This window comes from Paracoccus sp. ME4 (assembly GCF_046736325.1).
Classification (GTDB): domain Bacteria; phylum Pseudomonadota; class Alphaproteobacteria; order Rhodobacterales; family Rhodobacteraceae; genus Paracoccus.
In genome coordinates this window covers 586,955-601,483 of record NZ_CP151276.1, presented here as the reverse complement: position 1 = coordinate 601,483, position 14,529 = coordinate 586,955, and the positions used below count along the sequence as shown (strand labels likewise).

The window sequence follows — 14,529 nt, the reverse complement described above, 5'->3', positions numbered from 1 at the left end:
GCCGCTCAGCGCGCCAGCGCCAGCAGCCCCGCGACATCCAGATGCGTCTCCAGATGATCGGCCAGCTCGTCCAGCGCGGCGTCCACCCCGGCCTCGTATCCCGGCCGCGACGCGACCCCCAACCGGGCCAGGAACGCCGCCCGGAACGCATCATCCGAAAACAGCCCGTGCAGATAGCTGCCGCTCACCCGCCCATCCGCGCTGACCGCGCCGTCGGGTTCCGGGATATGGGCGAAAGGCCGCGCGCAGTCGGGACCGGTCGTGCGGCCCATGTGGATCTCGTATCCCGAGACCGGCTGGCCCAGGGCTGTGCCGGTCACGCGGGTCAGCCGCTTGTCCGCAGCCATCACGGTGGTCACGTCCAGAAGGCCCAGGCCCGCCACCTGCCCCGCCAGCCCGTCCGCGCCCGAGGGATCGCCGATCACCCGGCCCAGCATCTGATAGCCGCCGCAGATGCCCAGCACATGCCCGCCGCGCCGATGATGCGCGGCCAGGTCGACGTCCCAGCCCTGCGCGCGCAGAAAGGCCAGATCGCCCAGGGTCGATTTCGTGCCGGGCAGGATCACCAGGTCCGCATCGCCCGGAATCGCCCGGCCCGGCCCCAGCATGGTCAGCCGCACCTCCGGCTCGGCCGCCAGCGGGTCCAGATCGTCGAAATTGGCGATCCGCGACAGCGTCAGGCAGACGACATGCAGACCGCTCCCCCGCCCCGCCCGCAGATCGACCGCATCCTCCGCCGGCAGGCGATGCGCATCCGCGAACCAGGGCACCACGCCGAAGCCGCGCCAGCCGGTGCGCGCCTCGATCATCCGGTAGCCGTCATCGAACAGGCGCGGATCGCCGCGGAACTTGTTGATCAGGAAGCCGCGGATCATCGCGGCGTCGTCCGCGTCGATCACGGCCTGGGTGCCCACGATCTGGGCGATGACCCCGCCCCGGTCGATGTCGCCCGCCAGCACGACGGGCACCCCCGCCGCGCGGGCAAAGCCCATGTTGGCGATGTCGCGGGGGCGCAGGTTCACCTCGGCGGGGCTGCCCGCCCCCTCGACGATCACCACCTCATGCGCGGCCGACAGGCGCGCGAAACTCTCCAGGACGCCCGCCAGAAGGCGCGGCTTCAGGGCCTGGTAATCGCGCGCCTCGGCCCGGGCGATGGGGCGGCCCTGCAGGATCAGCTGCGCGCCGCGGTCGGTCTCGGGCTTCAGCAGGACGGGGTTCATGTCGGTCAGCGGCTCCAGCCCGCAGGCGCGGGCCTGCAGGGCCTGGGCGCGGCCGATCTCTCCGCCATCGGCGGTGACGGCGGCGTTGTTCGACATGTTCTGCGGCTTGAAGGGCGCGACGGACAGGCCGCGCCTGCGTGCCGCGCGGCACAGGCCCGCGACCAGCATCGACTTGCCCACGTTCGAGCCGGTGCCCTGGATCATCACTGCCGGCATGGGACACTCTCGCTTGCCATCACCCTGACAGGTGACTAGATAGGCGCGTCCGTGAATGAAAGGCCGAAAGCCGTGGAAAACGTCATCCTGACCGTCCATCTGATCCTGGCAGTACTGCTGGCCGGGGTCGTCCTGCTGCAGCGTTCCGAAGGGGGCGGGCTGGGCATGGGCGGCGGCGGCGGCGGTGGCGGCGGCGTGATGTCGGGCCGCCAGGCGGCCAACATGCTGACGCGCGCGACCTGGATCCTGGGCACGGCGATCTTCGTGACCTCGATCGCGCTGACGATCCTGGCGGCGCGCGAGGCCAGCAACGGCTCGATCATGGACCAGTTCGGCGGCCAGGCCCCGACCGAAGCCCCCGCCGGGGCGCCCGCCCTGCCGGGCATCGGCACCTATACCCCGCCGCCCGCGACCGGCGGCAACCCGCTGACCCCGCCCGCGCCGGACGCGGCCACCCCGGCCGCACCCGCGGCGGAAGCTCCCGCGACGGAGGCCCCTTCGACCGAGGCCCCTGCAACGGCGCCGGCCGACGCGCTGACCCCGCCCGCCCCCGAGGCTGCGGCACCGGCAGCCGAGGCCCCCGCGGCTCCGGCGGAGACGCCCGCGGCGGAGGCCCCGGCCGAGGCACCCGCCACGCAGGCCGCGCCCGCACAGACGGACACGACGACGGACACGGCCCCGGCGGCACCCGCCCCGGCCAACTGATCAAGACACCATCACGGGGCGGTCGTCGGATCGCCCCGATCCACTTGCGGTCCGTTGCGACCACGGGGCGAATCGGGTATCTCGCCGGTCCCGTGGTCTGACCCATTCGGACGGGCCGAACCTGAACCGCACATCACGGGGGCCTCATGGCGCGTTACATCTTCATCACCGGCGGCGTCGTGTCGAGCCTTGGCAAGGGGCTGGCATCGGCGGCACTGGGGGCGCTGCTGCAGGCGCGGGGATTCACCGTCCGCCTGCGCAAGCTGGACCCCTATCTGAACGTCGATCCCGGCACGATGAGCCCCTTCGAGCATGGCGAGGTCTTCGTCACCGACGACGGCGCCGAGACCGACCTGGACCTGGGCCATTACGAACGCTTCACCGGCGTGGCCGCGCGCAAGACCGACAGCATCAGCAGCGGGCGCGTCTATTCCAACGTGCTGGAGAAGGAGCGCCGGGGCGAATACCTGGGCAAGACCATCCAGGTGATCCCGCATGTCACCAACGAGATCAAGGACTTCCTGTCGATCGGCGACGACGAGGTCGACTTCATGCTGTGCGAGATCGGCGGCACGGTCGGCGATATCGAGGGCCTGCCCTTCTTCGAGGCGATTCGCCAGTTCATCCACGAGCGGCCGCGCGGCGAATGCATCCTGATGCACCTGACGCTGCTGCCCTATCTGGCCGCCAGCGGAGAGCTGAAGACCAAGCCCACGCAGCACAGTGTCAAGGAGCTGCAGTCGATCGGTCTGGCGCCCGACGTGCTGGTCTGCCGGTCCGAGCATGCGATCCCGGAGAAGGAGCGCGCCAAGATCGCGCTCTTCTGCAACGTGCGTCCCGATGCGGTCATCCCGGCCTATGACCTGAAGACCATCTATCAGGCGCCCTTGGCCTATCATCGCGCGGGTCTGGACCGGGCGGTGCTGGACGCCTTCCAGATCAGCCCCGCACCCCGCCCCGACCTGTCGCGGTGGGAGGACGTGATGGACCGGCTGGAGCATGCCGAGGGCCAGGTGAACATCGCCATCGTCGGCAAGTACACCCAGCTGGAGGATGCCTACAAATCCATCGCCGAGGCGCTGACCCATGGCGGCATGGCCAACAAGGTCCGCGTCAAGGCCGATTGGGTCGACAGCGAGAAGCTGGAGGGCGAGGGCGCGCATCTGCTGGACGGCTATCACGGCATCATCGTGCCGGGCGGCTTCGGCGAGCGCGGCACCGAGGGCATGGTCACCGCCGCCCGCTATGCCCGCGAGAAGAAGGTGCCCTATCTGGGCATCTGCCTGGGGATGCAGATGGCCGTGATCGAGGCCGCGCGCAACCTGGCGGGCATGCCCGACGCGGGGTCCGAGGAGTTCGACCACGAGGCCGGGCAGACGCGGTTCACCCCGGTCGTCTATCACCTGAAGGAATGGGTGCAGGGCAACTATACCGTCAGCCGCAAGGTCGGCGACGACAAGGGCGGCACGATGCGCCTCGGCGCCTATACCGCCGTGCTGACCGAAGGCTCGCGCATCTCCGACATCTACGGCGGCGCGACCGAGATCGAGGACCGCCACCGCCACCGCTACGAGGTGGACGCGACCTATCGCGAACAGCTGGAGGCCGCGGGGCTGCGCTTCTCGGGCATGTCGCCCGACGGCAAGCTGCCCGAGGTCGTGGAATATGCCGACCACCCGTGGTTCATCGGCGTGCAGTCCCACCCCGAGCTGAAATCCAAGCCCTTCGAACCGGCACCGCTGTTCGCGGGCTTCGTGCGCGCGGCCATGGAGGAAGGGCGGCTGGTCTGACCGCGCCCGACCCCTTTCCCGCCACGCTGGACGCCGCGCTGTCGCTGACCGCGCGGCGTTATGCGTTCGAGCGTCGCCACGCGGTCGCGGGCAGCGCCTTCGCGGCGTTCTTCCGGCGCGACGTGGCGGCGATGGCGCGGGCCGCGGTCGCCGCGCGCCCCGAGACGCTGATGGTGCGCGCCAGCACCGGCGCGCCGGGCTGGGCCGCCGTCCCCTGGGTCGCGTGGTTCGCGCCGCAGGTCACCCGCAGCATGCGCCACGGTCTCTATGTCGTGGCTTTCGTCGATCCGCTGGCGGAACGGGTGGTGCTGTCGCTGCAGCACGGGGCGGCGGATGCGCTGCGCGATCTGGGGCCCGAGGCCGGGCGCGCCGCACTGCGCACGCGGGCGGCGACGACGCGGGCGGCCCTGGGCGATGCGGTCGGAGCGGGGCTGATGCCCGGTCCCTGCCCGCTGGCGCCGCCGGGCGATCTGCCGCAGGGCTATCGCGCGGGGTCGGTGCTGTGGCGCGACTGGTCGGCGGGAACGCCGGACCCCGCGGGGTTCGGCGCGGTGCTGACGCGGCTGCTGGACCTCTATCGCCTGGCGGTGGCCGGGTGATTCGCGGCCCGGGCGGTCAGTCCTCCTCGGCGACTTGGCGGCGGGCCTCGTCCATCAGGCGGGCCATCTGGGCACGGATCGTGGCGGCGTCGGCGACGCCTTCCAGGTCGGCCTCCAGCTTGCGGAAGACGTCCTCCTCGCCGGGTTCGTCGAAATCGGCGCTGACGACGCTCATGGCATAGGCGCGAGCGTCGTCGCCCTCATGGCCCAGCTGTGCGGCCGCCCATTCGCCCAGCAGGCGGTTGCGCCGCGCCTCGGCGCGAAAGCGCAGATCGGCGTCATGGGCGAACTTGGTCTCGAAGGCGCGCTCTCGGTCGTCGAAGGTGGACATGGGACACTCCTGTCTGCTCCTGCCCGAAGATAGGGCGGCGTCCCCCGGCCCTGCAAGGCTCGTATTGCCCCCGACCGGCAATCCGGGGTAAGCCGCACCTTCAGGGACATGCGAAAGGACGGTGGGCCCATGGCACCGCGGCGCAAGAAAGTTTACGAAGGCAAGGCCAAGATCCTCTACGAGGGCACGGAACCCGGCACGCTGATCCAGTACTTCAAGGATGACGCGACCGCCTTCAACGCGCAGAAGCGCGCCACCATCGAAGGCAAGGGCGTGCTGAACAACCGCCTGTCCGAGTTCTTCATGAACGGGCTGACGAATATCGGCGTCCCGAACCACTTCATCCGCCGCATCAACATGCGCGAGCAGCTGATCCGGCAGGTCGAGATCATCCCGCTGGAGGTGATCGTGCGGAACTTTGCCGCCGGATCGCTCTCCAAGCGCCTCGGGCTGGAGGAGGGCGCGGCCCTGCCCCGCCCCATCGTCGAGTACAGCTACAAGAACGACGAACTGGGCGATCCGATGGTGTCCGAGGAATACATCATCGCCTTCGGTTGGGCGACGCAGCAGGATCTGGACGACATCGTCAGCCTGGCGCTGCGGGTGAACGACTTCCTGTCGGGGGTCTTCTACGGTGCGGGCATCAAGCTGATCGACTTCAAGATCGAGATCGGCCGGGTCTGGGACAACGACTTCATGCGCCTGATCGTGGCCGACGAGATCAGCCCCGACAGCTGCCGGCTGTGGGACGTCAAGACCGGCCAGAAGCTGGATAAGGACGTGTTCCGCCGCGATCTGGGCAACCTGACCGACGCCTATACCGAGGTGGCGCGCAGGCTGGGCCTGATGCCCGCGAACACCACCAGCCTGAAACCGACCGCGATCAACTGAGAAGGAACGCCGCCATGAAAGCACGTGTCACCATCATGCTGAAGGACGGCGTCCTGGACCCCCAGGGCGAGGCGATCCGCCACGCCCTGGGGGGCTTGGGCCACAAGGACGTCTCCGGCGTCCGCCAAGGCAAGCTGATCGAGCTGGACCTGACCGGCACCGACCCCGAGGCCGCCCGCGCCGAGGTGGCGCGCATGTGCGAGGGCCTGCTGGCCAACACCGTGATCGAGAAATACTCGATCGAGATTGCCTGAGAGCCGGGCTGACGCTGCGGCAGCCTGCCCATATGGGCAGGTTGTCCCCTGCACCCCGTTGCAAAACGCGCGCGTTTGACGCCCAATGTGCGGATGATGACCCAGAACCAGCCCCCCCGGACCGCCGACGCGCCTGACGAACCGGTCATCGCGATCAGAGGCCTGCACAAGTCCTACGGCCCGCTGGAGGTGCTGAAGGGCGTCTCCATGACCGCGCCGCGCGGCCATGTGATCAGCCTGATCGGATCGTCCGGGTCGGGCAAGTCCACGCTGCTGCGCTGCTGCAACCTGCTGGAGAACAGCCAGGCCGGCGAGATCCTGTTCGAGGGCGAACCGGTCCGCTGGAAAGGTCAGGGGCAGGCCCGCCAGCCCGCCGACCGCGCCCAGGTCACGCGCATGCGCACCAACCTGTCGATGGTGTTCCAGCAGTTCAACCTCTGGGCGCACATGACGATCCTGCAGAACGTGATGGAGGCCCCCGTCACCGTGCTGGGCGAGGATCGCGCCGCCGTCGAGGCCCGCGCCCGCGCCCTGTTGGCCAAGGTCGGCATCGGCGACAAGGCCGACGCCTGGCCCGCGCAGCTGTCGGGCGGCCAGCAGCAGCGTGCGGCCATCGCCCGCGCGCTGTGCATGCAGCCCAAGGCGCTGCTGTTCGACGAACCCACCAGCGCGCTGGACCCCGAGCTGCAGCAGGAAGTGGTGAAGGTCATCAAGGATCTGGCCGGAGAGCATCGCACGATGATCCTGGTCACCCATGACATGCGGCTGGCCGCCGATGTCAGCGATCACGTCGTGTTCCTGCATCAGGGCGTGATCTGCGAGGAAGGCCCGCCGGACCGGCTGTTCGGGAACCCGCAGACCGAGCGTCTGCGCGGCTTCCTGTCGGCCACGATGGCGACATAAGAAACCAACAGGAGAGACCGCCGAATGAAATCGCTGACGATCGCCGCCGCCGCGCTGATGCTGACCGCGGGCCTGGCCCAGGCCCAGACCATCCGCATGGGCACCGAGGGCGCCTATGCGCCCTACAACTTCATCGACGACGCCACCGGCGAGGTCACCGGCTTCGAGATCGAGCTGGGCAACGAGCTGTGCAAGCGCGCCGAGCTGGACTGCACCTGGGTGCGCAACGACTGGGATTCGATCATCCCGAACCTGGTGTCGTCGAACTATGACACGATCATGGCCGGCATGAACATCAACGCCGAACGCCAGGCGGTCATCGCCTTCACCCAGCCCTATACCCCGCCGACCCCGTCGGCCTATGCGGCGCTGGCGGCTGACGTCGACGTCGAGGGCGGCATCGTCGCGGCCCAGACCAGCACCATCCAGGCCGGCTATGTCGCCGAGAGCGGCGCGACGCTGATCGAGTTCCCGAACCCCGACCAGGCCGTCGCCGCGGTCCGCAACGGCGAGGCCGACGCGATCCTGGCCGATCGCGACTTTCTGGCCCCTATCGTTGAGGAATCCGGCGGAGAGCTGGTCTGGGTCGAGGGCAAGGACCAGGTCGCCCTGGGCGAGGGCATCGGCATGGGCCTGCGCCAGTCCGACACCGAGCTGCTGGAGAAGTTCGACGCGCAGATCACCGCGATGAAGGAGGACGGCAGCCTGAACGCGATGATCACCAAGTGGTTCGGCGACGACGCGCTGCTGTTCGAATGATCTGACCCGCCGCCGCGGACCCGTGCCGCGGCGGCCCTTCGGGACGTCCCATGTTCGCATATTGCTCCGATCCGTCCCTGCTGCAGGGGCTTGCCTGGCTGTCGTGCTACCTGACCTCGGGCACGCATCTGCTGTTCTATGCCAGCTTCGGGACGGTGCTGCTGCTTCTGGCGATCACCGCGCCCATCGCGCTGCTGTTCGGCTTTGGCGGCGCCATGGCCAGCCGCTCGCGCATCGCGCCGCTGCGCTGGTTCGGGGGGATCTACACCTCGATGGTGCGGGGCGTGCCGGACATCATCTTCTTTCTGTTCGTGCCGATCGCGCTGGACCAAGGCTTCGAATGGGTGCGCCATCAGGTGCTGTGCGACAGCGATGCGCCGGTCCGTCAGGGCAACGACTTCGTCGTCTGCGCCGCGGCCAAGCTGCCGCTGAACGACGCCGCGCCTTGGGTGCATGACGTCTATGGCATCTTCCTGGCGGTCATCGCCTTCTCCATCGTCTTCGGCGCCTTTGCCGCCAACGTGCTGTCGGGCGCCATGGCCGCCGTGCCCCGCGCCCAGCTGGAGACGGCCGAGGCCTATGGCATGTCGCCCGCCCAGGTGAACCGCCGCGTGCTGATCCCGCAGATGTGGACCTATGCCCTGCCCGGCCTGTCGAACCTGTGGATGATCCTGATCAAGGCCACGCCGCTTCTGTTCCTGCTGGGGGTCGAGGACATCGTCTATTGGGCGCGCGAGCTGGGCGGGTCCAAGACCAGCGCCTTCAGCTATCCGCATCCCGACTGGCGGCTCTATTACTTCCTGGGGATCCTGGTGTTCTATCTGGGCATGACCTGGATCTCGGAGCGCGTGCTGGGCCGCGTCACGCGGCGGCTGTCGCGCGGTCAGGCGACCCTTGGCGGCGAGGCTCTGCGCAAGGGAGCCCCGGCATGAGCTGCGTCGAGACCATCCAGGCCTATGCCCTGCGCTCGATCGGCTATGGCGAGCGGCTTCTGCCGCGCGAGGGCTATGACCTGTGCCAGCAGGCGGTCCTGATCGGATCGGGCCTGATCTGGAACGTCTATTTCGCGGTCCTGGCGCTGTCGGTGGGCTTCTTCATCGCGACCGGCGTGGCCTTGGCCAAGGCCAGCGGCAATCCGTGGCTGCGCAGGCCCGCCGATGCCTTCATCTTCGTCTTCCGGGGCAGCCCCCTCTTCATCCAGTTCTTCATCGCCTACGAGGCGCTGGTCCTGCTGCCCCGCGCGGGCATCGAGGTCATGGGCATCACCGTCCAGACCAGCTGGCTGACGCGGGCCTGGGCCGGGGCGCTGATCGTGCTGATCCTGAACACCGCCGCCTACAGCGCGCAGATCTTTCACGGCGCGCTGATGTCGGTCCCCCGGGGCGAGGTCGAGGCCGCCGACGCCTATGGCCTGACGGGCTGGAAACGCTTCCGGCGCGTCGTCTGGCCGACCATGCTGCGCCTGGCCTGGCCCAGCTACACGAACGAGGCGATCTTCCTGTTCCACGCCACGACGCTGGTCTATTTCTCGGGCTTTCCGGCCTTCCAGCAGAAGGGCGACGCGCTCTACTACGCCAGCTACTTCGCGGACCGGACCTTCAACCCCTTCGTGGCCTATCCCATCGCCGCGGCCTATTTCATCGCCGCCACCTTGGCTTTGATCTGGGTCTTCGGCAGGGTGAACCGGCGGCTGAACCGGCACCTGCCCGGGGCGGCCTCCCGCATCCGATACCGTCCCCAGCTGATGAGATGATCCCATGGAATGGCTGCGCGAACACCCCGAGGTCAAGACGATCCGCGTGGCGGCAGCCGACCTGAACGGTGTCGCGCGCGGCAAGCGCATCCCCGCCCGATACGCCGGCAAGCTGCTGGAGGAGGGCACCAAGTTTCCCTATTCCGTGCTGAACCTGGACATCTGGGGCGAGGATGTCGAGGACAGCCCGCTGGTCTTCGAATCGGGCGACCCGGACGGGCTGCTGCTGCCGACGGAGCGGGGCTTTCTGCCCATGCCTTGGCTGGACGCGCCCACGGGCCTGCTGCCGCTGTGGATGTTCCACCCCGACGGGCGCCCCTACGAGGGCGATCCGCGCCAGGCGCTGGCGCGCGTGGCCGACCGCTACAAGGCCGCGGGCCTGACCCCCGTGGTCGCGACCGAGCTGGAGTTCTTCCTGATCGACGACAGCGGCAAGACCCTGCGCGTGCCGCCCAGCCCGCGTTCGGGCAAGCGCCGGACCGGCGGCGAGGTCCTGTCGCTGCGCGCGCTGGACGCGTTCGACCAGTTCTTCACCACGCTCTACGACGCCTGCGAATCGATGGACATCCCTGCCGACACCGCCATCTCCGAGGCGGGGCCGGGCCAGTTCGAGATCAACCTGATGCATCAGGCCGATCCGCTGAAGGCCGCCGACGACACCTGGTTCTTCAAGATGCTGGTCAAGGGCATCGCCCGGACATACGGCTTCGCGGCCAGCTTCATGGCCAAGCCCTACGAGACCTTCTCCGGCAACGGAATGCACATGCATTTCTCGATCCTGGACCGGGCGGGGCGCAACATCTTCGACAATGGCGGCGAGGAGGGCACCGAGGCGCTGCGCCATGCCGTGGCGGGCTGCCTGCGCGCCATGCCCGGCTCGACGCTGCTGTTCGCCCCGCACGAGAACAGCTATGATCGGCTGGTGCCCAATGCGCATGCGCCGACCGGCATCGGTTGGGCCTACGAGAACCGCACCGCGGCCATCCGTATCCCCTCCTCCGGCCCCAAGGCCCGGCGGATCGAGCATCGCGTGGCCGGCGGCGACGTGAACCCCTATCTGACCATCGCGGCCATCCTGGGTGCCGCGCTGAACGGGCTGGAGGACAAGCTGGTCTCGCCCGAGCCCTTCAAGGGCAACGCCTATGACAAGAACCTGGCCCAGCTGCCCGGAGACTGGGGCGCGGCGATCGAGGCCTTTGACCGCTGCCCCGACATCCGCCGCATCCTGCCCGCGCATCTGGTGGATAACTACCTGATGACCAAGCGCCAGGAGCTGCACTATATGGCCGAACTCTCCGATGAGGAGACGGTGGAGCTGTATTTGGATACGGTCTGATCCTGCAGACCGCCGGAACGCCGGAACGCCGGAACGCCGGAACGCCGATATGCGGTGTACGCGTGACCTTGGGCGCAAGCCACTGCGGCGACGATTTCGTGACGCCCTGCGGATGGTGATGGGCGTCAAGGCCGGGCCCTCCAAGGCAGGTCGCTGCCACGGTCGTCCGTAACCTGCCGGGACATGTGCCTGGTCAGAGCATCTTTACGCTGGACCGCCGTTCCGAAACGGACCGCGCGCGGCTCAGGGTCATCGATTGCCAGATGCCTGCCCGCGGTCCGCGTTGACGGCACCGATAGAGCATCGAAGCAGATCGCCGATCATGAAGGCCGCCGGCGAGCCGGTGTCGTCGCGACCTGCGGGCGTGCAAGATAACGCGGTTAAAGGCGCTGATCAGGCCCCGTGCGCGCGAAGAGGGTCGGTCGCGCCTCACCCACCAGACCACCGCCCATCAGCCGGAAATGCGAAAGGCCGCCCCGGAGGGCGGCCTTTTGGCGGTGATCGTGGTGCCGCTGAAGGGACTCGAACCCCCGACCCCATCATTACGAATGACGTGCTCTACCAGCTGAGCTACAGCGGCCTCCGACGATGTCGGGCGGATAGCACCTTCCCGGCGTCGAGGAAAGGGGGGCGGCGCGATTTTTTCGCGCCGCCCCCCGTACTTGCAGGGCCGGTCACCGGCGGGGCGGCGTCTCGGTCCAGTCGGCGGCGTCGGCAGGCTCCACATCGGGGCGCACCATCACCGGCTCGTAGTCCGTCGCCCGATCAGGGGTTACCGCGGGCTCGGGATCGGCCGGGATCACGTGCGGCGCGGGTTCCGCGACGGGCACCGGAGCGGGTTCCGGCGTGGTCACGGTCGAGGACGGCTCGTCGATGACGCGATAGTCGCTCTCGCGCGGGACCATGCCGGGGGCGACGGCAGCCATCTCGACCCGACGGGCCGAGGCCTTGGGCTCCTCGGGTTCGGCGGGTCCGGGCGGGTGGGGCTGCACGGGCGTGCTCAGGTCCGGCGCCTCCGCCTCGGGCTGGCGCGGCGTGCCGATCAGCAGGGGCAGCATTTCGGCACCGGTGGCGGTGCTGGCGCTGCGCCGGGTCTCGGGCTCGCGCCAGGTCAGCGTGTCGAAGCCACCGCAGCTGTCGCAGACCGGCGCCCAGTCCGCCATCACGTTGTGGCACTTGTCGCAGCACCATTGCGGCCCGCGTGAGGCCGACAGGGCCCGCGTCAGCCAGCCGCGCACGACGCTGTCATCGGCACCCTCGCCCCGCTCGACCGCTGCCATGATCGACAGGGTGCGGACCGTGGGATGGGTCTCGGCCAGATCGCCCAAGGCGCGCCGGGCGCCGGGGAAGTCCTCGGCGACCAGCAGCAGTTCGGCCTTCAGCAGGCGCGTTTCGCGATGCTCCGGGTTCTTGCGGATCAGCGCGTCGAAGCGGCGCAGACGGGCGGCCGGGGTCTCGTCCGGGACGATTTCGGCGTAGGCCGCGGCCAGATCGGGGTGGGGCTGCACCGACCAGGTCTTCTCGAGGATCCGCGAGGCATTGCGGAAATCCTTCTGCGCGACATAGCTGCGTGCGGCAAGCACCGCCGCCGGGACCAGATCCGGCGAGGCCTTGGCCGCCGAGATCGCGGCCTCGCGCGCGCTGATGGAGCTGCCTGCGGCCAGCACGTCGCTGGCCTCCTGCAGGGCCAGCACCGCATCGCGGCGCAGCGCGACATCCTTGGGCAGGTCACCCTGTGCGCGCTTGTCCTTCAGGGTCTGGCGGGCGCCCTTCCAGTCGTGCTCGCGGGTCTGCAGCTCCAGCAGCGTGTCCTGCAGCTCCTTGTGGCGCGGCTTCAGTGCATAGGCCTTCTGCGCCAGCAGCAGCGCCTTGTGCGTGTCGCCCTCGGCCAGCTTCTGGCGCATCAGCCCGCGGATGCCGACGAAGCGCGTGCGATCATCGTCCAGCAGGCTGCGATAGATGTCGCCCGCACGCGCGGTGTCGCCCGAAACCTCTGCGGCCTGGGCGGCCAGCAGGTTGGTCAGGTGCGGGCGGTTGAGGTATTTCGCGGCCTTCGCGGCCTTGTCCTGCGCCAGCTTGCCCTCGCCCGAGGCGACGGCCAGCATGCCCTCGCCGAAGGCGGCATAGCCCTTGCGCTCGCGCGAGCGGGCGAAGTGGCGGTTGATGGCGGTCTCGTCGCCGACCAGAAAGCGCAGCACCGCGATGGCCAGACCCAGCAGCTTGAAGATCACCCAAGCCGCGACCATCAGCACCAGAAGCGCGATCAGCGCCTTGAGGGGCGAGAGCGCATATTCCATGCCGCCATATTCCAGGCGCAGCACCTGACCGGTTTCGGACAGCTGCACGGCCCCCAGGGCCAGCGCCAGGACGACCGCGAAGAAGAACAGGATTTTCAGCAGAGACAACAGCATCCGGCGGCCCTCAATTCGTGCCCGAGGACAGGTCGGTCAGTGCCGCCCGTGCCTGGGAATAGGCGGTTGCGCGCGACAGCCAGTCGGCCATGGCGGGGGCCTCGGCCGCGGCGGGCGGCAGGGCCGACAGCTGCTCCAGCGCGGCCTCGACGCGGCCCGCGGCCATATCGGCATCGGCGCGCGACAGGATCGCATCGGCATCGTCGCCATCGCGCGGCTCGACCGAGCGTGCGCCGGTCTGGGCGCGCAGGAAGTTCGTCAGCAGGTTCCCCTCGCCGCTGGCGCTGGACTCGCGCAGGGTCGCGCGCAGCGCGCCGCGGGCGGCCTCAGGGAAATCGGCCTGCAGTTCGGTCAGGCTGGGGACCTGCGCCTGGAGCGCCTCGGGCGTCTCCAGCCCGGCACCCTCCAGCGTCTCGCGCGCCTGATCGGGTGTCACGCCCGCATCCAGCGCGCCCTGCAGCGTTGCGACGGCGGCCACGGCCTCGGCGCGGCGCGTGCTTTCGACAGCCGCGTCCTGCAGGGACTCGGCCTGGGCCTGCACCTCGGCCAGCCTAGCCTGCGCGTCGGCGACGCTGGCCTCGATCTGCTGCTGCAGCGTCTGGACGGCCTGCGGATCAAGGCCCGGACGCGATTCCAGCTGATCCAGCCGCTGCTGCAGCGCGGTCAGGGCATCGGCGTCGGTCGTCCCGCCACCCGCCTCCAAAGCCGCCAGACGCTGTTCCAGATCGGCCGGCAGACCGGCGCCGGGCGCATCGGCGGGCTGGTTGGCCAGAACCTCCTCGGCCGCGGCGCGGCCCGCATCACGGGCGGCGTCCAGCGCGGCCTGCGGATCGGCGGGCGCCTCGGCCGCGGGTGCGGTGGGCAGCCAGCCCGCGGGCAGGTGCGGCAGCGCATAGATGGTCGCGGCGGCACCCAGACCGGCGGCGACCACGCCCCCGAACGCCACCGGCCAGAAGCCGGTGCGACGCACCGTCACCGGCGCGGCGGAAACCGGCGCGGCAGGGGGCGGGGACGACTGACGCTCGACCTTCGGCATGGCCGATTCGGAGGGCGGGGTCGTCGGCGTGGTCGGGGTCGCCACGCGCTTGGGCTCGGCCGCGGGCAGGCCGTCGGTGCCGTCGCCGACCAGTCCCGAGCGGTCGGCGGTCACCTCGCCGGGCTGACCGGCCTGGGCGGGCTGTCCGGCGCCGACGGGCGCATGGGCCACGACGCCCACATGGGCGGGGATGCGCCGGATGTCGGGCGTGGCCGGCTTGTCCGTCCCGGAATTGTCGTTCTGTCCTGTCGTCACGTCCTGTCCCCGTCTCGTGCCCGTCTTGTCCTGCGGCCGCGCCGCCGATGCCGCCCCTGCGGGCGCAGAC

The 14,529-nt window shown here is 69.6% G+C and carries 14 protein-coding genes and 1 tRNA gene; 10 read left to right on the top strand and 5 right to left on the bottom strand.

Features of this window, described 5'->3' with window-relative positions; translation table 11 throughout:
- Nucleotides 1-5 precede the first annotated feature (5 nt).
- Nucleotides 6-1,436, bottom strand: a complete 1,431-nt coding sequence (locus AACG61_RS03010; protein WP_411838547.1) for a cobyric acid synthase — start codon at nt 1,434-1,436, stop codon at nt 6-8.
- Nucleotides 1,437-1,508: 72 nt separating this feature from the next.
- Here AACG61_RS03010 and secG point away from each other — a divergent pair, with 72 nt between their 5' ends.
- From secG to AACG61_RS02995, 3 genes are all read left to right on the top strand, one after another.
- Complete coding sequence (secG, locus tag AACG61_RS03005; protein ID WP_411838546.1) at nt 1,509-2,141, top strand: preprotein translocase subunit SecG; 633 nt, start codon at nt 1,509-1,511, stop codon at nt 2,139-2,141.
- Between the two features lie 146 nt (nt 2,142-2,287).
- The gene (locus AACG61_RS03000; RefSeq protein ID WP_411838545.1) at nt 2,288-3,931 is read left to right on the top strand and encodes a CTP synthase; all 1,644 of its coding nucleotides are present in this window, start codon (nt 2,288-2,290) and stop codon (nt 3,929-3,931) included.
- A complete protein-coding gene (locus AACG61_RS02995) occupies nt 3,820-4,530 on the top strand; it encodes an MrcB family domain-containing protein (RefSeq protein ID WP_411838544.1) in 711 nt (236 codons plus the stop codon). Before AACG61_RS03000 ends, AACG61_RS02995 begins: the two co-directional genes overlap by 112 nt.
- 16 nt (nt 4,531-4,546) lie before the next feature.
- Here AACG61_RS02995 and AACG61_RS02990 read toward each other — a convergent pair whose 3' ends face one another.
- Entirely contained in the window at nt 4,547-4,861 is a 315-nt protein-coding gene (locus AACG61_RS02990; protein WP_411838543.1) for a DUF1476 domain-containing protein, read from the bottom strand.
- Between the two features lie 129 nt (nt 4,862-4,990).
- Here AACG61_RS02990 and purC point away from each other — a divergent pair, with 129 nt between their 5' ends.
- The 7 genes from purC (at nt 4,991) to AACG61_RS02955 (ending at nt 10,757) form a co-directional block, all read left to right on the top strand.
- The gene (purC, locus tag AACG61_RS02985) at nt 4,991-5,752 is read left to right on the top strand and encodes a phosphoribosylaminoimidazolesuccinocarboxamide synthase (RefSeq protein WP_411838542.1); all 762 of its coding nucleotides are present in this window, start codon (nt 4,991-4,993) and stop codon (nt 5,750-5,752) included.
- Between the two features lie 14 nt (nt 5,753-5,766).
- Nucleotides 5,767-6,006 carry a phosphoribosylformylglycinamidine synthase subunit PurS gene (gene purS / locus AACG61_RS02980; RefSeq protein WP_411838541.1) on the top strand — a complete coding sequence of 80 codons (240 nt, stop codon included), beginning with the start codon at nt 5,767-5,769 and terminating at the stop codon, nt 6,004-6,006.
- A gap of 93 nt (nt 6,007-6,099) precedes the next feature.
- Nucleotides 6,100-6,909, top strand: a complete 810-nt coding sequence (locus AACG61_RS02975; RefSeq protein ID WP_411838540.1) for an ABC transporter ATP-binding protein — start codon at nt 6,100-6,102, stop codon at nt 6,907-6,909.
- Between the two features lie 24 nt (nt 6,910-6,933).
- Nucleotides 6,934-7,668 (top strand): transporter substrate-binding domain-containing protein, encoded by a 735-nt coding sequence (locus AACG61_RS02970; protein WP_411838539.1) that lies wholly within the window; start codon nt 6,934-6,936, stop codon nt 7,666-7,668.
- A 50-nt stretch (nt 7,669-7,718) separates the two neighbouring features.
- Nucleotides 7,719-8,600 (top strand): ABC transporter permease, encoded by an 882-nt coding sequence (locus AACG61_RS02965; protein ID WP_411838538.1) that lies wholly within the window; start codon nt 7,719-7,721, stop codon nt 8,598-8,600.
- Nucleotides 8,597-9,421, top strand: a complete 825-nt coding sequence (locus AACG61_RS02960; protein ID WP_411838537.1) for an ABC transporter permease — start codon at nt 8,597-8,599, stop codon at nt 9,419-9,421. Before AACG61_RS02965 ends, AACG61_RS02960 begins: the two co-directional genes overlap by 4 nt.
- Before the next feature lie 4 nt (nt 9,422-9,425).
- Complete coding sequence (locus AACG61_RS02955; protein WP_411838536.1) at nt 9,426-10,757, top strand: glutamine synthetase family protein; 1,332 nt, start codon at nt 9,426-9,428, stop codon at nt 10,755-10,757.
- A gap of 504 nt (nt 10,758-11,261) precedes the next feature.
- On the opposite strand, the gene AACG61_RS02950 is transcribed toward AACG61_RS02955, so the two are convergent.
- From AACG61_RS02950 to AACG61_RS02940, 3 genes are all read right to left on the bottom strand, one after another.
- A tRNA-Thr gene (locus AACG61_RS02950) sits at nt 11,262-11,337 on the bottom strand.
- A 94-nt stretch (nt 11,338-11,431) separates the two neighbouring features.
- Nucleotides 11,432-13,168, bottom strand: a complete 1,737-nt coding sequence (locus AACG61_RS02945; RefSeq protein ID WP_411838535.1) for a heme biosynthesis HemY N-terminal domain-containing protein — start codon at nt 13,166-13,168, stop codon at nt 11,432-11,434.
- 10 nt (nt 13,169-13,178) lie between these two features.
- Nucleotides 13,179-14,459 carry a COG4223 family protein gene (locus AACG61_RS02940; protein ID WP_411838534.1) on the bottom strand — a complete coding sequence of 427 codons (1,281 nt, stop codon included), beginning with the start codon at nt 14,457-14,459 and terminating at the stop codon, nt 13,179-13,181.
- Nucleotides 14,460-14,529 lie beyond the last annotated feature (70 nt).